General features: G+C 56.0%; 6 protein-coding genes and 2 pseudogenes. All 8 read right to left on the reverse strand.

Features of this window, described 5'->3' with window-relative positions:
- Positions 1–5 precede the first annotated feature (5 nt).
- The 8 genes and pseudogenes from RA167_RS13680 to RA167_RS13715 all read right to left on the reverse strand — a co-directional run bounded on the left by RA167_RS13680 (position 6) and on the right by RA167_RS13715 (position 19,962).
- Positions 6–1,406 carry an NAD(P)-dependent oxidoreductase gene (locus tag RA167_RS13680; RefSeq protein ID WP_076788123.1) on the reverse strand — a complete coding sequence of 467 codons (1,401 nt, stop codon included), beginning with the start codon at positions 1,404–1,406 and terminating at the stop codon, positions 6–8.
- 89 nt (positions 1,407–1,495) lie between these two features.
- Positions 1,496–1,726, reverse strand: coding sequence for a hypothetical protein (locus RA167_RS13685; RefSeq protein WP_076788124.1), 231 nt, complete (start codon positions 1,724–1,726; stop codon positions 1,496–1,498).
- A 631-nt stretch (positions 1,727–2,357) separates the two neighbouring features.
- A pseudogene (locus RA167_RS13690) lies at positions 2,358–3,491 on the reverse strand (IS110 family transposase).
- A gap of 133 nt (positions 3,492–3,624) precedes the next feature.
- A pseudogene (locus tag RA167_RS13695) lies at positions 3,625–3,756 on the reverse strand (helix-turn-helix domain-containing protein); the annotation flags it as partial.
- A 397-nt stretch (positions 3,757–4,153) separates the two neighbouring features.
- Positions 4,154–4,855, reverse strand: coding sequence for a hypothetical protein (locus tag RA167_RS13700; RefSeq protein ID WP_076788126.1), 702 nt, complete (start codon positions 4,853–4,855; stop codon positions 4,154–4,156).
- Positions 4,856–4,904: 49 nt separating this feature from the next.
- Positions 4,905–7,574, reverse strand: a complete 2,670-nt coding sequence (locus RA167_RS13705; protein ID WP_076788127.1) for an RHS repeat domain-containing protein — start codon at positions 7,572–7,574, stop codon at positions 4,905–4,907.
- 56 nt (positions 7,575–7,630) lie between these two features.
- Positions 7,631–12,091: a SpvB/TcaC N-terminal domain-containing protein gene (locus RA167_RS13710; RefSeq protein WP_076788129.1), complete on the reverse strand. Its 4,461-nt coding sequence runs from the start codon at positions 12,089–12,091 to the stop codon at positions 7,631–7,633.
- A 287-nt stretch (positions 12,092–12,378) separates the two neighbouring features.
- Positions 12,379–19,962: a neuraminidase-like domain-containing protein gene (locus RA167_RS13715; RefSeq protein ID WP_076788638.1), complete on the reverse strand. Its 7,584-nt coding sequence runs from the start codon at positions 19,960–19,962 to the stop codon at positions 12,379–12,381.
- Between the last annotated feature and the right edge of the window lie 69 nt (positions 19,963–20,031).

Below are 20,031 nucleotides of genomic sequence, written 5' to 3' on the forward strand. Positions count from 1 at the left end.
TAAGATCATGCCGCCTTGACCGCGCTGCGTGTGAACTGGCGATGGATCGCATGCGCAGCGCGCTTGCCATCCTGGACCGCTTGTACCGTCAGATCCAGTCCCGAGTGGTGTGTGCAGTCACCGCCGGCCCAGACACCGGGCATTGACGTCGCACCGTCGGCGTCAACGGCGATCCGGCCGCCCTCGATAGTCAGTAACTGAGCCTCTAATCCGTCCGGTATGAGCGTCTGGCCGATTGCCTTCAGCACGACGTCCGCATCGATGCTGAAAGTCTCATCGGTACCGATGAGCTTGCCGTCCGCGTCCAGGGCCGTGGCCTCGAATCGCACTGCGGTGACCTGCGGGCGGCGCCCTGGTTGCGGATGCGGCGCGCCGACGATGCGCAGCGGCCGCGCCCATTCGCGCAGCACCACGCCTTGTTTGCGCGCGAATTCGCGCTCAGCCCACGTCGCGCTCATCTGCTCGACGCCGCGCCGGTAGACAATCGTGACCTGCTGCGCGCCCAGCTTAAGGCTCTGCACGGCGGCGTCGATCGCCGTGTTACCGCCGCCGATCACTACCACGCGCCGGCCGACGGGTACCGCGTCGAGCGTGACGCTCTGGCGCAGCCGAGCAATAAAGTCCACCGCGTCGAGCACGCCGTCAATTGTCTCACCGTCAACATGCAGCGCATTGACGCCCCCCAGCCCGATGCCAATGAAAACGGCATCGAATTGCGCGCGCAACCGCGCGACGGTCATGTCGCGGCCGAGCCGCTGCCCGGCGCGCAGTTCGATACCACCGATCGACAGCAGCCATCGCACTTCACGCTGCGCAAAGTCGTCGACCGTCTTGTATGCGGCAATGCCGTATTCGTTCAAGCCGCCCGGCTTGTCATGCATGTCGAAGATCGTCACCCGGTGCCCAGCCTGGGCCAACGTATGCGCGCAGGCTAACCCCGCCGGGCCCGAGCCGACCACCGCGACATGCGTTCCAGTGTCGGCGGCCCGCGTGAACAGCGGTTTGCCTGACGCCGCCTCGCGCGCCATCTGGTGGTCGGTCGCATGCCGTTGCAGTGCGCCGATCGCCACCGGCTTGCCATCCTGCTTGTTACGCACACAAGCGCCTTCGCAGAGGATTTCGGTCGGGCAGACGCGCGCGCACATGCCGCCGAGCGGGTTGGCCGACAGGATGTCACGCGCGGCGCCCGTCAGGTTGCCGTTGCCGATCTTGCGGATGAACCCCGGGATGTCAATGCTCGTCGGGCATGCGTTCACGCACGGCGCGTCGTAGCAATAATGACAGCGGTTCGCCTCGACGACAGCCGCGGAGGCGCCCAGCGGTGGCGCGACATCGGCGAAGTTTGCCGCGAGCTGGTCCGCAGGCAGGCGGCCTGCTGCAATGTCGCCGGTTTGTTGCAAGGACATTAAAGGTTCCTTTGAGCAAAAAACACCATCCTACCGGCCGCGATGTACGGCTCGCATAAACCGAACCGATCACCCTATGATGGGAACGGCTATCGCGGCTCGCACGCGCGCTCGAGCATCGCATGCAGCAGCACGTTGGCGCCGGCCTCGATCCATTCGGGCTTCGCGTCCTCGACCTCGATCGTCTTGTTCTCGCTCTCCAGGACGGCCCCTGCTCGATATGCAGATCGAACGCCGCGTGAATCGGCCGCCCGCCGCACAGCTGCGCGTCCGCATAGCCGATGCGCGCGTCTCGATCGGCCGTTCAGTGACGATCCCATGGTCGTTGTGCAGATACTCGCCCTGATACCGCATTCCCGACGTCGTGCCGGTGTAGTGGTAACAGCATACCCACTTTATTTCCAGCAGGAAAGGCTGTCCGTTTTCCCGATAGATTTCCGGCGTCGTGATTTTCGTGCTCCTGCGTTGATCGTGTTACTTACTTGATCGTATTACTTATTCTTGAGGCCATAAACGATGGCGGTAAAGGCGATGGCCAGTCGCTGAACAATGAGTTTACCGGACTCCTCGACATTCTCGTTCATAGCGTGCACGTGTCCATTAAAAAATGAGGTGAACACGATCGTCGCTTCATGACACGGCGGGTTCAAGGTGACATTGCCGGGTGCTGATATGACTTTCCGTGTCAAGTGAAGCGTTCGGTTTTCCGTTTCTGCATAGGCATAGAATTTCCTGAGGGCGGCGTAGCAGTAAGGCCGACGGTGGATCACGCTGATATCCGCGGGTTGGGTACCGCATTACAGAGGTCCGTCATCTGAGCCTGCCACTTTCTTACGCCGCGAATTAACCAATTACGTGTCGTCGCGAAGCACCCTCGTGGGTTGCTCTTGTACCGGGCTACGCCGCCGTCAGGAAACGCTTCAAAGGTTGTGGGTTGAGCGCACGAAGCTGTTATGCTGCTCGTGTGGTGCGTCGCGGCAATGCAAGCGACATTGCTAGTTGAGCAATATCCCATATAAACCCAGCCAGCTCCCGTGCAACGGCAACCGCCGCGACGTTGACGTTCTTGCCTCTGGCCACCAGCTTGCGATGCTTGCGGCATAACCGCACCTGGGCGTCCCACGCCCGATCGATGATGGCTTTTGGCAAACCTTCCTGTCGCTGCTGTATCTGCGAGCCCACACGCGCCGCATGTCGGTAGCTCCAGGCGGCCTCTACCAGCAACTTTCTTGCATAACTGTTGCCCGTCTTGGTGACGCCGCCCTGGCGTCGCGTCCCTCCAGATGAATGCTCCGAAGGCGTGATGCCCAGCCATGCCATCAGCTGACGCGGATGCTCGAATCGCGACAGATCTCCCAGTTCCGAGAGCATCCCCACAGCCGTGATGAACTGGATACCTCGCATGGCTTGCAACGCAAGAACCGCAGGATAGAAGCCCCATTCGGTCACGGCTTCGCGCAGCGCAGCTTCTAGCCGATCACATTGGGCCAGACGATCTTCGATCGTGCGCCGATGCTCTTCAAACGCCAGTTGTCGCCAGGCATCCTCGAACGAGTACTGACTCAGCCAGCACCGGTGTGCCGCTCCCCAGTCTGCTCGCCCAATGTAATGCACCCCGTGCGAGAGCAAAAATGACTTCAGCCGCTGCCGAGCTTGCCGTCAATCACCTCTGGCAGATGCCCAGGCCCGAGCCAGGTCTGCGAACGCCTCGTCCTCAATGCTCGGCACGTAGACTGCCGACAAGTCTCCAGCGCGCAGAGAACGCGCCAACTTGATCGAATCACGCCGATCCGTCTTCACGCGTTCCCCGGGCTTGCGCGGAATCAGTGACGGCGCGCATACCATGCAGTCGAAACCTTGCTTGCTCAGACGCCGATACAGACCGTAACCACAAGGACCCGCTTCGTACACGACGCGCACCTGCTGTGCTTTCGACTGCAGCCGTTTGCATAGGCGAGCGATGTCCGTCGGCGTCGTTCCAATCTTGCCCATCGATTCGACTTCGCCCCCGTTGATGGCATAGGCGACTGTGATCGATTCCTTGTGCACATCCAAACCAACGTATAGCGTGCTATCGTTATCCATGCTGGCCTGGCGTGGGAAAATTGCCGGGGTGTGGCCCATGCCCACCCATGCGGTTCTGGCAGTCATGCTAACCCGCGTTGAATGCCCCACGCTAGGCCAGCCACTGTCTCACGGAAAGTCATACTGACTTACCTTGCTGATAGCGGCGTAGCCATTTGCGAAGTGTCGGTCGAGAGATGCCACACCGCGCACACACGAGGCCGGCAACGCCGGCCTCGTGATACATGTGCACCCAGCGTAATCGCGCGGCAATCTCTCGGTCCATCGCCTCATTTTAGTTGAAACGATGTCTGTGAATCGCACAGCTCATGTGGCCGCAGGCCAGGTAGCAAGAGCATAGGTCAGCCCATAGCCGATCTCGGGCAGGCCGCGAACTAAGGCGTGAAATGCGAGCCACTACACTTACCGTGATTCTTTCGCGCATCTCGCTTCATCGCTTCCTGCTCGGGCCAGCGGCGGCCTGAATCGCCGTGCCGTTAGCGCCATCGCGTTTAGGCTTCCCCTGTGTGGCCGCTTCGCGCTGCGCAGGGGACTCTCGCTGGAATTTTAGAGTCTACTGTAAGCCCCCAGCGATGACTACGGCACGTCAATTCGACCAGCTCGTCGCCGTCTTCTGTAAGCACCAGCGCGCTGTTGAGCCGATTTTAACTTTTTAACCCCCCTCACGCATCGGACTCGGAAAACTGAGGGTACGCCAATTCGAGCGTAGAGAAGACCTGAGTTGTAGCCCAATCGCTAATGCGTTGGATGCCCGAGGCGAAACTGTCTTTAGAAAGAGCGCCGTAACCTCCGAAAATCGCCCCGCCCGCTGCAACGGCGAACGAAATCCAGCTTCCATACGTCACGGCTACACCTAATGTTGCACCTACTGCAGGAAATGCCGTATTTATGGCTGTTCTTCCAACTGCATATTCCATAATCCTTCTTGCTCTTCCTTCAAACATCCAGACTCCGAAACTAACCAACCTAGAATCGATACCAACCGAACCAACAGCCCCTGAGAACCCCATACTCTCGATTATGGCCCGGGCGAGCGGAAAGTAGCTATTTACCATAGACTCTCCAAGGGCTTGTGGGAACTGATTTATTAAATCCGAGCCCAGCCAAAGTCGAGCATGCCACTGCCGAGCCACCGCTCCAGCAGCCTGACCAACTTCTGTGCTCCCCTCGATCTGGCCGTGTATATATCCCATTATGCCACCGCCTAATCCAGTCCCAATGAGAGCAGGAATGTCAGTATCCGTTTCGACACCGACCGCCCGCGAAATACTTTCATATTCCCCCACTGCCACACCGCCTGCATGCGCACCCGCTACGCTCGCTTCAGGGTTCTGTTCTGCCCACCCTAAAACCGAAATCGGCATGGTACTGACCACTGCAGTTGCTGCCCCAGTATGCGATGCGCCGTGCATCTCAGCTGAAACGAATGTGGCCGCCGCGGAATTCCCGACGAAACTGGGTAAAGTTCCACCATCCTGTGCGATCTGGCGACTCCTGGAGCTCGCGAAACGTCGCGCAATCTGTGGGGCAGCCCAGACAGCAAATGCCGCCCCTCCAATCGCCGCTGCAAGACCCACGCATCCTGTGCGATCTGGCGACTCCTGGAGCTCGCGAAACGTCGCGCAATCTGTGGGGCAGCCCAGACAGCAAATGCCGCCCCTCCAATCGCCGCTGCAAGACCCACGCCAGCTGCCACAAGCGGTGCTGCCCCGGCAACAGCGGCAATGCCCCCCGCCACCGCAACAGCAAGCCCCCCCAACGCAATGCCCTGCCGACTTGGCCCAACAACCTCAGTTGTGAGGGGGACGCTGTCGCAATGAGGGATTCCTGGTTACGTCGCCGAGCTACGGCTGAATCGCCACCGCGTCTAAATTGCTGTACAGCTTTATAAATTTTGTAGCCTCCGTAAATTGCCCCTGCAACCGCCATTACAGCGCCTGCGCCTGCAGCCACGGCAGGCCCGCCCAATGCCGCAACGCCCAGTATGACCGGCCCCGCCCACGGTATCAATTTCCGCCAGTGCTGTTTTGCCATTGTTTTCAAAAGACGCCCAGTCGACGCTTTCAGCCCATTCGGGTCCTCACGACTAATAGGATTATTTCTGACCATCGAATAGAGATTGAGCCCATCGACCGTGCCTGCCGGATCGGCACTCGCCCATCGCCCCAGCCAGGGCTGATAATAGCGGTAGCCGTAGTAATATAGCCCCGTCCCATCTCGTTCCTTACCCGAATAGCGGATGAACTTATATTTCACTTCGTGATCGTTCCCGCCCCACACCGCAGTGCCGCCATACGGATAATACTCCTCGCGTGTTAAAATCCGCGCTTCGCTGTCTAGCTCCAGGTTCACCGAGCCGATCGGATTGCTCACGCTCCAGCGGTACTGGTCGTTCGGTATCTGCGTGGGCTGTCCAGTGCTCCAGTGCAATACACGCACTGCGCCCTCAGCGGTAGTGACCACTTCCAACGCCTCTTCGATGTTCTCGCCCACGCGTGTTGTTCGAAGCTCCAGGCCCGGCAGGTAAATCACTTCTTCGGTGCGCCACGTGCTGGCGGTTTTCGTGCGGCGCTGTTTCCATACTCGCATCCCGTTGCCATCGTAGCCGTACGTTTCCTGGTCATTGTCATCATCGCTGCCACGATCGACCATCGTCACCTGCATCAACTGGTTGCGCTCGTTCCACTCAAGGGGCTGGCCGGGCTGTAATTGCATGCAGTTGCCAGCCTGATCGAAAAAGCCGCCGCGCTCGATGTCTTCCGGACGCAAACTGTTTTGTTCGGTCTGTGCCACTCCATGGTTGCTTCGAGTGGCGATGACGACCTCGTTGCGATAAGCGTTAGTCCCCTGGCCTTGATGTTGGATCGTGGTGAGGTTGCCGCCTCGATCATAAGTGTAGTTGCGGGTGTAGTTTGTCAAGTTGATGGGGTCGCGCGGCGGCACTGGCTGGCCTGGCCCCTGGCGGCTGGCAGGGGCATTCTCCCGCCCGGTGGCTTCCAACAGCTGATAGAGTGCGTCGTAGCGGTACGTGTGTAGCGGCTCCACCTGCTGGTTGCGAAAGTAGCGAGTCGGCTGCGTGTCGTCGCCAATGGCCAGGATGTTGCCGACCGGATCATAAGTGTATTGCTGAGCTTGCAGCGGCGTGCCATCCTTTTTATGTGTGCGGGTATACAGCAGGCGCTGAGTTTCGGCTTCGTAACCGTAGGCCGTAACTATGCCGTTGCCGGCTGTCTGGCTAAGCAGTTGACCGGCTGCGGTGTACTGAATGCCGTCAACAATGATTTGTTCGTCACGGGCATCAGCCAACTTCAGCCAGCTTGCCTGCAACCGGCCTGCTAAGTCTAAGTGGAAACGATGCCGGTGACCTTTTGCATCGGTTTGCGTGACTGGCTCGCCCAGCGCACCATATCGCCGCTTGGTGGTCCACGCCTCGGCTGAAAGCCGAGCCGTCCACGCCGCCTCGTCCTCACCCGCCCAATTGGCTGAGGCTGCCCGATTCGCTAGCAGCCGCCGGGTATCCTGAAGTGACTTACCGTGAATGGTATAACCAGCAATGCGAACCTGACCCGCCGTATCGTAATAGCGTGCTACCTGTCCTTTCAAGTTGTACGCCGATGCCTGAGGCTCGTGTTCGCCATAGAGGATTCGCTCGTGACACCGTTCTGCCTCTCCTGACGGCTGAACATACGTGGCAACAGGACGTCCCAAGACGTCGAATACCTGTCTCGACCGGCTGCCGCGACCGTCCTGGCTCCAGACCATCCGGCCCTCCGCATCGAACAGGGCCACGCTAAGCCCCGCATCCACGCTGTCACGGCGCAGCGTGCGGCCGCTCAATGAATTAACGTAGCGGACATTCGGTGCCACTGCGGGGTCTTGTTGCAGCGCGTCGAAAAGGCGAGCATCCATCATCGACAGAGGATGGCCCCGTTCTGTATGTTGCGCCACACTCACGCGCTCGTCCAACGCTGACGTGCTGCTGTCGCGATTGTATTGAAGCGTCCGAATACCCAGCCCACGGTTATCGATGACCTGGATCACCGGCGTGCCCTTGCAGACATTTTCCCACTTGTTTTCGTTCATAGCGTGCCTTTCTTATTCGTCTTATCCTTGTTGCCCTTGCATTAGCAGAGTTCGGCTCAGGCCGTGTCGTTTTCGTCCTCACTGACGACAAACCATGGGTAAACGCTTTGTCTGCGTTCGTATCCCTTCGTGGTCACGACCCGCACAGCCCGCCCGATCGGATCATAAGACGTGGTATCCGCGTAACCGTAGGTGCGCATCGCATTATCGACAACATAGGCCCAGTCATTTAGGAAGTAGGGCTGGTAGCTGCGCACCGGCTGGCCCTTATTGTCGTATTCGATGCGTCCCGATACCGCCCAGCGCGGTGCCGAACCGGTATCCACTTCCTTTGGCTTACCGTCGGCATCGGCGACGATCTCGCCGTCGGCAGTGCGCTGCCACGCCAGCCCGCCTGGCATCTTCGCACAGCCTTGCAGCGCCCGTCCGAAGCCGTCCTTATACGCGACGTTTATCCGGACCTGCTGCTCTGCATCGTTCGGGTACCGGTCAGCGCTCAGCGCAACTTCGTTGATCGGGTTTCGCGCAACCGAAGCCAGTGCCTCGCGCACGGGCGTGGAAAAGCGTTCCAGTGCTCCACAGCGCGCCAGCACCCCACTGCGCAATTCTCGATGTGCCCTCACGCGGACGTGGCCCTCAGGCGTGATAAACCGTGCAGCGATCAATCGCTGCCAGCATGCGTCTGCTTCGTCCGGTGACAAATCCGAGCGGTCTATCTGCCCCATCCACGCAAAAAAATCCGTCGCATAAATGGCCGCTACCCGTTGAGCCGAGACTCCGGCTTGGTTAATCGCCTGTTCAACCGTCAGACCCGCGGGTACCGGGGAAACCGCGATGGGATCGAATCCCACCTCACGTGCCTCTTCGGTCCCATAAAATGTGCTCGCCACCACCCGGCCCATCGCATCGAACTGCACTTCCTGATGGTTGTCGTTGACATCAATCATGCGCCACGGTTGGAGGAATCGGTAGTCGTATTGGGCTGAGGTGGTGTTGCCTAAAGCATCCCGCACCTGCGTGACTGCACAGTAATACGAATCGTAGGAGAGCTGAGCCGCACTCGTGAGCTGGGTCTTCCTTATTTCGCTCGGAACATAGAAGCTTTCCGGGCCACGGTAGGTGCGATAGCCGCTCGCGATCACCCACACCGGTTCTTCTACCGCATTGGGCACAGCAAGGACGGTCGGTGAAATTTGGTAACCGGCCTCTTCAAGCTTTGCCCTCAGCGCGGGCTCGTCGAGCAGGCCGTCGTAGGCGGCAAGACTCGATGAGTCGAGCTCCGCAACCTCCTGGTGATCCACCAGCGCAATAAAATCGGGGACGCCGTCAGCATCCGTATCCCGGTACACGACCACCCCTTGAGTGCCGAATATGCGCACTTGATCGTCACCCAGCAAACCTTCCGGCGTGCTCAGATTTTCAAAGTTCAGACCGCCGGGTGGCACACGCGCTGCGTCATAAGTCAACACGTTGCTACGTTGCTGCCATGGCAGGCCAAGCCGCCACTGTTGCGGATTTGTCCGATGCCAGACGCTGGCACGCTGCTCCGTGAACCGCAAACACTGCTGCTGCGGGTCGTACGAACTGTGCCATGTCGTGTCCGGCAAGGTATCGGGGTAGGGTGACGTCGATGGTTGGGGGCGGCGGGGATAGCGAATTGCTACACTGTGCAGAGGTATACCGTATGCGTCGATACGCAGCGTCACCGCCTGGCTAACCTGAGGATCGCAATCGATGCGCTCGTATGCATAGTCCAATTGCTCCAGCTGCGAAGGCATCGCGACCGGCACGCCATCGTTTCCTCCGGTTTGAACTTCGCGCACTTGGTAACGGGCTACCGTCACGCGATAAGGCACCTGCTGATTAGGTGCCTCGTCTAGACCATAGATCTCGCTTCGCAACAAGCTGCCGTTCAATGCACGGTACAACCACCATCGACGTTTGGCGGCTGGATTGTCCAGCAATTCATCCTGGCTCGTCTTCGTATCGAATCGCGTCAAACGGGCCGGATGACTCGTGAAAGCGTCAAGGTCTGTCCAAGGCTCACCATACAGCGCCGCTTCGTCCTCCTCCCGGCCAGTGTGGTACCAGTTTCGCGCTAACCGCGGCGGCGCCTCGCTGATGTTCTGGCCTGCGATCCTCGCATCTTCACCGGTGTCCCAGGTCTGCATGAAGCCAAACCCGCGAAATTCCCGCTCTTGCCCGTCATAGACACCCTTGCGATATTGGTATTGTTGAACCAGCCGATTGCCCGAGATTTCGTCGATTTGGATTTGCCGGGACACCACGTGCACGGGAAAGGGCAAGCTGCTCGCTGTGTTCTTTTCTTGCTGTTTTTCGTCTAGCCATTCCTGCGCTGAACTGCGGTAGACAAGCCGGTTTTCCATCCCCATGTTGTTGTTGACGATATTCATCAGGTAGGGTTTGGCGTTGGCAAAATCGTAGCGCCAATGCTTGAGACTCGGGTAAGGGATCGATAGCACGAGACTCGTTGTACCTTGCCCCTGCACGTCCGCCGCACTCAGTGCACACAGCCGGTCGAAGCGCACGCCTGGCGGCAGAGCCAAATCGACGGGCGGTGCAAAGCCATTGCCAGACTGATTGAAGAAGATACGGATACGGTCGCTTTCCGCATACAGCAGATCGGCGGCTCCCGATCCATCCAGGTCTGCCAAATAGACGCAGGCGGGATCGAAGCGCTGCGCATCGAATGGTAACGGTGCGAACACGAACGGCTGCCCGAAGCGGCCCCGCCCGAGGTTCGGCCAGATTCTCACCTCATCGCTGCGGATGCGGATCAAGTGTTGTTGACCGGAACCCAGCAGGTCGCCAAACGCCACTAACTCCCGGGCATCACGCCCAGCAAGGGGAAGTGCCGACACTTGATCCACTTCAATACCGGGCGCAAACCCGTGCCGTTCGTTCGCGTACAGACGCACGCTCTTTGGACCAATCAGAGCCAAGTCGGACAGACCCGCTCCTATGAAATCGGCCATCGTCGCCTTCGAACTAAAAAACTCGATAGGCAGCGCCGAGAATGGTGTAAACGATGACCAGGTACCGTCTGGGGCAAGGCTGAAGTAGCCAGCCAGCCCGGGCTGCGTGACGAGCCAATCCAGCCTGCCATCGCCGTTGATATCCGTGAGCGCCATTGCCTGCGGCTGCAACGACGGAATCTCAGGCAGCGGCCGCCACGTGTCGTAGGTGACGGCATCGCCCCCATCGCTGCTTCGCATCGGCGCCCGGTAATACCAGAGGGGGCCGACGCGATACAGCACACCGGCGATGCCCTCGCCGTGCAAATCCACCAGCTGGTAGGGGTACCCGTTGTTCAATCCAGGAAAGAGGTCGAATGGCTGCCACTGGCCCGATGACACCGACGCATCGAACGGTGTGTAGTCCAGCTCCAGGGGAGGCAACGACTGCGGCGTATCATCCGGCTCATACGCGAGCCGCCGCACGCTAACTAGCCTGGTGAGCACGGGATTCTCATCGTACTCGAACAGCAGCCTGGATACCAGCGTGGCAGGCTCGCCGAGTTCATCGGGAAAGTGATGAAACATCAGCACCTGGCGGCACAAACGATGACAACGCACTTCGAAGCCATAGTCGTAGCGCGAAAACGCATCACATCTAACTGGCCAATCGCCGACGGCCAACCAAGGGGGCGGTACCTGCGGGTCGGTGCCGCGCTCACCGTAATCGAGCACCAGCGAGAACAACCATGTCTGGTCATCGGGTTTCGATGCCGTGAGCAGATACAGTGCGTCGGCTGCCAATGCGTTGCCGTACTTGACTTCGGCAAGATAGCGATTCGCGGTATGGTCGCGTTGAGCCTCGTTACCTTGCCGGTCGACGCCGGCTTCATCCTCCGGCTTGTATCGGTACCAGATGTGTTGGCCGTTAGGCGAGACCGACTCCTGCAGCAACCACACTGCGATGTGTGACGGTTGCGCTGGATCGGCAATACAAGCCGCGGGTGTTTTACCGAAGCAATGCAGATCGCCACCGGCGTCATGGACCAGCCAGAAGTCGCCGCCATTGGCTTTGCCAATCCAATACTCGATCCGCGCGAAGCCGTGCTCGATACGCGGGAAGTAGCGCGCCACCCGATAGGTGTCATCCAGTGCCAGACCGTTATAGGTGCTAACTTCGGAAGGTGGAACCACGACGCCATCGGCATCTCGCTCAGGCTCAAGAACGTCGCCGCCCGGGCCGATGAATTCATCGTCATCGCCGTATTGGGGTGTGCCTCGGCCTGTGCGCCGCCCAATGCTGGGCAATCCAATATTCCAACCCACACCGAATGGGCCATTGCCGCTGCCGCTCGCATAGCTCAATGCCAGTTGCGGTGCATAGCCGCGGCCAGCCGACACGGGCAGTGGCAGCGTCATTGTCGCGACGCCCGTGGGGCCAACCTGCCCTAACGCTTCCCCGAGCCCACGCATTCCTCCGCCGCCTTTAGGGAGTGCCGGCTCGGACAGTGCAATATTGGAAGATGACTGCGTGACTGACATATCCTACTCTTCAAAAATGTTGAATTATTGTTTTATCCGGCTGACTCCGGTCACACGCGATGCACTGTGTCGACGGTACCGCGCTTCGCATCGAGCAACGTGGCACGATATTGCTACACGGCACGCCGTGCGCGATGCGCCAACGGATGACCATTGACCAACAGAGCCAACCCAAAAGCGCCGTTGCCATCGCTGGAGGTTGCGCGCTGCCAACAGAGCCTCGCTGAGCCGGCCGGAAATGGGGAGTGCAGGCTCCACAACAGGAGCCTGTTTAATGGTGTCTGAAATCAAGAATGGATGGTGTAACGTATATGCAGAATGATGTCGTTCAGGCTTTGCAGTAGCGCTTTCTGCCGATCGGTCGCATCCGGGAAGCTCAACGTAAAACTGCCGCTGTCATTCACCGGAATGCCTTCAAACGGCAGGTAACGGGCGTCACCGAAATCTAGTACGAACTGGCCGCTGTCATCCGTGCCATGAGAGATGGCAATGGCATTACAGCCGCGCGGCATCACCACGCTGCCAGCATAGTTCAGCACCGCCCGGACATCTTCATACGGGCCAACCAGCGCCGGCAATGTGACACTCACTTGTTTCAGCTGACGGGTACTGCCGAGGCTTTCGGGATAGTCACTGAAAATGTTCAGGTCAGACAGCCGTATCGAGGCTTCAATCTGGCCGTTGCTGACTTTCAGCTCATTTCCGGAAACGCCTGCACTGCCTTTCCCTTCACGGATAAACTGAGTGAGTTTTTCAGTAAAGTTAAAGCTGTCCAATGGCAGCGCCTGGTATACCTTTGCTAGTGAAACGGTTCGGGTCACCTCTAGCGCGCGTTCATCACGCTCCAACCAGGCTTTTTCCATCTCCGTCAGGTTCAGCAAAAGCGTTTCACCGGCCATCAGACCGGCGGTGGTCCCATTCCAGACACCACCCCGGATAAAGGTGAGACCGCTGTCGTTCAGTTCGCGACGCAGCGCTTCCTGCGCCATCAGACAGAAGGACTGGGTCAGGTCAAAGAACTGGTAGTAGATCGCGCTCAGTTTCCCGCGCATCCAACTGTAGAGTGCTTTGTTCGTGAATTTACGCTGCAGCAACTCCAACTGGCCTTGGGTATGCGCCTGCTGGGTCTCCTGATATTCCACCTGCAGCTGGGCCGCTTCGCGGCGAATTTTCAGTGTTTCCAGCTGGGCATCCATCTGCTTGACTTCACCGTCCGCGTTATCGCGCTGAATTTCCCATTCCTGACGACGGCGGCGATACGTCTCCGAGCGGCTAATTTTTTCCGCGGAATACTGGGAAGCTGTGGAGGCAAGGGACGTCACAGCCGAAGAGGCGTGCAACGCTGCTCCCCAGCGGCTTCCCCCAGCGGCCAAACCAAACACGTTTGGCACTAGGTCAGCTACCCCTCCTGCCACAGAAAACACCTGCCCTGCTAGGGATTGACTTGCCGCAGCATCGAACAATGTCATGGCCCGCCGTTCCCCTTGGGTAATGTCCTCATCGTACAGCTTCCGGTATTTCTCCAGGCGGTTCTGCGCACTGCGGCGGCTCTCTTCTAGGACGGCAATGTCTGCCTCCACTTCATCCACCGTCCGCCGCTGGATACAGATGCTCTGTGTGGCCAGCTCCATGCCCTGCTGCAGTAACAGTGTATTCAGTTCATCGGCATCGGTATGCTCTGCCATACTGAGCAGGGAGGCTCCGAACTGGGTCAGCTGCGTCACCAGATTGCGGGCTCGTTCCAGCATCACCGGAAAACGGTACAGTGACAGGGTGCCTACCGGTAGTGCGCTGCCTCCCTGAGACGCCTGCACCATGCTGCTGAGTAGTGCTTTCGGGTCGGTGGGCTCGGCGTAGATCGCCAGCGACAGCGGCTGCCCGTCAATGGAAAGATTGTTGCGCAGGTTAAACAGGCGCAGACGCAGGGTCTTCCAGTAGTCGGTGAGCGCCGGGTTATATTCCGGCAGGAACAGCCCGACTAGCGAGTTAGCGGAACGGGACTGTGTGGCAGCCTCACCGCTGCCCAGCGCCGCAAGGGCTTGCTGATAGCCTGCCTGCACGGTCTGGCTGGCCGCCACGGAAAGGGATGGTGCGGCCCATTGTTTACTACCGTAATCATCCGGCTCGTCACCGAGCAACTCCAGGGCACGCACATACCACATTTTGGCTTCATTCAACGCATCGCGGGTCAGTTCGCGATAAGCCATATCACCGCGTAAGATGAGCTGGTCCAGCAGGCGCATAAAGGTGGCGACCTTGTAGTGCGTCGGGTCATGCTGAGCGACGGCGTCCGGGTCAACAGCATCCAGCGGATTGGCATGCCAAGATGTGATCTCTTCCAGCGGTCGGCAGTTCCACGTCCAGGGCGCGATTTCCCCGTTAACGATATAGCCAGCCGGGTTGTAGACATAGTTCATCCATTTTGTGGCTTCGTCGAACTGTTTTTCCTGCAGCAGGCGCTGGAAGCACATCATCGGCGTATAGTAAAACAACTCCCAGTAATAAAGGGCGCAGGCGCTGTTAAAGTCTAGCGGTTCGGTGGTTGTGCCGTTATGTATTTGTATGCCCGCAAACATACTGATATCTGAATTTTCATTGATGCCTATTTCATTGCGGTCATTTCCTACATAAATAAAGTGCGGCCCATTCCAGGTTCCGTCATTTGGTGTTTTTTTAGTGGTTAAAAACACCTTGGCAATCATCTTATCAAAAAGAGGTTTATCATCCAATGGAATAAAGAGCCGAACATTGATCTCATTATCCTGCAGTAGCCCCGAGTAGATAACGTGCGCGGCATTATCTACTACATGTTTGACGTGGAGCTTGAATGCGCGGCTGTCTCCGTGTGCCGAAGGATTGTACGGCGGCAGGGTGAAAGTAGCATAGAAGCCTTTGCCCAGCTGAGACTCCGGAAGCTGCTGGGTCTCCATTGTCAGAATGGTATCAATTCCGACATTCGCTTTGGACACCAGTTGGGGCGCCAGCAGAGTATTGAGACGAATGCGATAAACCCCAAGCTGCATATACTGTGCACCAGTATCGACTTCATACAAGCGTATGATATTATTTTTCTCGTAATTTACTTTTTTAATAGCCAGCGTAGCACCCGCCTTTCCAACAAGCCCTCCGTCTTTAGACTTGATTTTAAAATAGACATCCAAAGACGCCGCATTATTTTTAAAGATCAAATTTGACACATCCAGGACAATAGGGTCAAATTTGTAACTCATCCCTTCAAAGCTGGGATTAGGGAGTGTTTTAATTTTGTCTTTGCCGTTAAAGATGTGAATCTCTTCGGATATGTGAGCCGAAAATGAAATATCTTCTGCGTCCACATCCGTATCAAAATGCAACCAATTTGATGTATCAACTAATGAATAGTATCCAATAAAAATTTTGTTGTACTTTAAGGCATAAAATGTATATTTACTTTTTCTAAAATCATCCTGGCGATTTGAGCCAACGGGAAAAACTACTGTTGGCTCGCCATAGGGAACTCGGTACTGGAAAAAATACTCTGTACCGCCGTCCGACCCACTCATAAATACTGTATTAGTATAGTCTACTCCAAAATTTGGAATAGTCCTACTTTGACTTGATCCAATGGTGTTATTGGTTACGTTATAAACACAAATGGGTCCATATACATAAACCGGTACATTTCCGACCTCTATCCCTGTCTTTACCTCTACCTCATCTGCCAAAATAAAAGTATGGCCAGGCTTACCACAAGCTTTCATTGCAGTTAACTGATAACGCCTTAGAGCTTCGTTGGCCCGATAATTTAAAACAAAGGACGGATTATTTAACGTTAAAATCAAATTTTCGCTTGAATGAGTGTGAGATATATGCTGTATCGACGCATTATCTATAGAGGCAAATAAATTTTGACCTGAAGTGGATTCCAGCGCCAAATGGCTGGGAATATCAAAATCCTGAGCAAATTTATAATTTGCTGGTTTAACAATACGTCCTTCGCCCAAAAGGATAGTATCGAAGGTATTCTTTATCAAGGAATAGCGATTCAGCTGTCCCGCATTCATTGGATTGAAGGTGCCGTCCGCATATACAGACAATCCCTCCACCTTCTTGTTGCTACTGCCAAAATCGTCGTAACCTGCCTCAATTTTGTATACAAACACCAGCAGGGTGTCCTCTCCCTGAAAACCTGATGCCGCCAGCCCAAGCCGTTCAGCGTCTGGTTTGTTGCCGGTGACAGCCATCACCTGCTTCGTGATATCGTGGAACCAGGGCGCACTCCAGCTACCATCATGGCGCAGAAATGCCAGTTTCAGCGTGAAACGGTCATAGGTTCTTACTGGGTCGGTGCTGTTTTCTGCAATTTCATCTTTTTCCAACCAAATGAGGTGCAAACGATCCCTGAATATCACCGGACGTATCGCATCCCCATATGGGGTGAGCGCTGTATCAATTTTCGTCCACTCTTTCCAGGCGTTGGCCGGTAGTTTCCCATCCTGCAAACGTGATATGTCCACGTTACGCCAGTAGTATTCCGGCAGATTCTCCCGAGTTTTCCCAACAAACCAAGTCAGCCCAGCGTTGCTATTGACGTTATCATGATACGCGCTGACGGCTTTCAGGTCTGCGACAGTTTCAAAGCGGGTCAGGTAAGTTTTAAAAGCACCCTCTACCGTGTCCCGGCTGAGCTTGCTCTGGCTGATGTTTTCGAGCAGTTCATCCATCATCCGGGTCTGCCCGATACGTTGAGTCGGGTCAATGTAGTTTTCCGGATAATAGGCTAGCCTCGAAATCCCGCCCCAGGTGCTGTAACGGTTATTCACTGCCCAGTCAGTGAAGAACTGACGGGTTGAAACATCGGCACGGGCATTCGGTTCAATCCGGTTCAGCGCCCGGTTGATGTAGAGTTGAATACCAGCAATCGCTTCGGCCAGCCTAGTGGTTTTCACGGCAGCAGAAACCTGATTATCAATCAACAAATAGCTGTACAGGTCATTTCGGCTCCTCAGGGACACGCCTTGCGGCCGGCTGTTTTGCAGGAACCAGTTGCACAGCACGGTACTTAGCCGCTCTGCGGTGTGGTCAGTCAACGCCCGTGCCTGCTGTGCACTGAGTCCAGCTTCCATCGTTTCTGCCAGGGTCCGCCACTCATTCCAGGAAGGCAGCTCCGTCTCTACCTGGTTCGTCGCGCTCACGTAGCGGATATTGACCAGCGTACGGATAACAGACGGCATGGTGTGCAGTTCTAATGCCACATCCATCCACTGCAGCACGGTATTAATATCCTGCCAGCTCTGAAGGCCGCTCACCTCGGCACATGCCATGGCCTGTGTCACCATACTGATGTCCAGACTCATCACCGATGCCAATCTGTCCGCCGTGAGTGTTTGCTGGTGCAGCCTATCCAGCGTGTCAGAGCTGAGGTTGCCTAGTTCGTTAATCCACTTGTGGAATCTGTAGAGTGATAACAGGGTATCGATATTGTGCTGTCCAGCAGGCTGACTTTTTGTTCCCAGCACCGCGAAGCCCGACTTCACCAGCACAGATAGTTCCGCCTCACTGAGGCTCAACATCTGCACGGAAAGCGACAGTTGTGCCATCACATGGCAGAACTGTGCCAGCTGGGTGATTTCATCGTCACTCAACGTCCCTTTCAGTGCCAGCGTCATAAATCCGTCAATCCCCAAGCCGCCTGGCCGCAGGATATCTGTCCATAACAGGATATAACGCGCCATATCCGGTGACACCAGTTGCAACGCAGCGGCAATGAAGGGCGAGAGGGCTTCGGCCTGCAGTTCCCGGTCACTACTGTGCACCACATCCTCACCGATACGCGACCGGAGGGTATTTAACAAGTTATTGATTTCCGGGGAGATATTTCCACTGACCTCAGGCGTGCATAGCAGCCAGAGTTCGTCAGTCGATATTCCCGTCTCAGTTAGCCACTGGGTCACCTGATACAGCCAGATAATCAGCCCCGACAGCTCTCCAGAAGACAGGGAAGCCGCCATTTTGCTACTGAACGGCGAAAAACTATGAAGCATACACAGTTCATTCACCGTCAGCTGATGGACACTGGCCAGTAATTTCAGACGATAGAGAGAGGAGATAACGGATAAGGATAGGGAAACAGTATTTTTTTCGTCCAACACGCCAGCCAATCTGGCCAGCCGATACAATTCACCACCATCGACCCCTAACCCGCGCATCAGAGCCGAACGGGCAAAGGTTGCTTGTTCCTCATCCGGGGCAATACTGATCGTGCTGCCGTCGACTTCGAAGAATTTCCCGTTCAGCGGCAGGGCGTTAAAGATACGATCAAAATGACTAACGCTGGCATCATCGGCATACTGACTGATGAGCGCTCCGTCCAGCACTTGCGCGTCGTCAAGGCTCAGAGCATAACGACTACTGTAGAATAGGCTGTGGAAGACTCTGGTTAGAACCGAATCGTTTATTATGCCCTGTGCATTATCACCGCGCACGATGGTTTGCAATTCATCAGGCGAAAGTCCGGTAGCCAGGCACAGACGAATAGCTTTATTAACTTTGAGAGCAAAAATGTTCAGAGGGTAACTTTCAAAGACAAAGGCAGCAGTTCCCCCAATCGCTCCATTGCCATCGCGGTTATACGCAAAGATTGTTACCCCTTCTTTTAATTCATCAACGGTAAGAGGTGACAGCACGCCGCTTTGATAAACAGTATTCGCATTGGTTGGTGCAGAAAGATGGCCTATAACCTTGCTATCATGAGTCGTTCCCATCTTGCTCTTACGTATTGTGAGAGCGCCGCCACTTTTTTTAAAATTGGCCCTGATAGCGAAAATATTTTCACCTTGATAGATCAGATCCCAAAAGTTCAGGTGCCTCGTATAATCTCCTCTCGGAACCCTAGTTATCTTGTAAGCGCTGAGCGCACCTACATCGCCTATTACCAGGCCTGTTGAAATATTGTCGACATAAATAGAGGTGTTGTCAGAATAGCCATTCTGAAAAATCCCAAGATATTTCCTCAGCTCGGGAAGTTCAATGCCATAATATCCGGCTATCCACGACTGTGACGTAAAATTCTCGGGTGTAACATTTTCACCGAAGTTTTTTTTAAATAAAACGTCAGCATTCTCTTGCGTGATATCCTCGGTCAGGATGTCATAAAGTTCCGGAGAGATATTTGCCAGAATAGCCAGCAATGATGCGCCCTCTGCCTGCCCCATGACCTCCGGGTTACGGGACAGCGCGGATAGGGTGCTGTCATGCGCCATAATGACCTGACGGATAGTTTCATAAGGCTGGTGGTAAGGCGTGTGAGCGGCCTGACGGTAAGTCGACAGACTCTCCATCAGTGCTTCCGGGTCACTTTCGATTGTGCGGGTAATATGTTCCAGCAACAATTCGTTAGACAACGCCAGAGTAGAGATTTCCGCCTCCATATTGCTTTGACTCAGCGTCAGATCAGCCAAGTCCGGACGGCGATTATCAAGATGATAAGCCGAGCTTGCGAAATGCAAGTCCTTCGCCTCGCGGTATAACTCCGTGAGATAGCCTGCAGGTGAGAACATGGAGGCCACGGAACCCGGCTTCACAAAAGAAGAGGCGCGGGAACCAAACATTTCTTCGTAGCCGCGTGAAGTTCCGTCTCGTTCGATACCCAGGCGAATGGCTCTGGATAATTGAGGATTGGCGCGGGTGAAGATACGGGCTTCCAATAAACGATTACGTTTATTTTGCTCTACGGCTTCACGATAAAGATAACGAGTTTCGCCCCAGCTAAGCTCCTCCCCAAACTTTTTTCTTAGTTCATTGAAGGAAAGAGGCTGAAGCTCTGCAAGGGTCGCTTTCTGGCTATCGCTGGCACGACTGATCTTGTTCAGCAAAACATTTGTATTATACATTATATCCTCAATTATCATATAAAATGAAAGTCAGGCCTTAGCCAAAACCACTAAAATTGGCGGCTAACC

Source organism: Mycetohabitans endofungorum, from assembly GCF_037477895.1.
Taxonomy (GTDB): Bacteria; Pseudomonadota; Gammaproteobacteria; order Burkholderiales; family Burkholderiaceae; genus Mycetohabitans.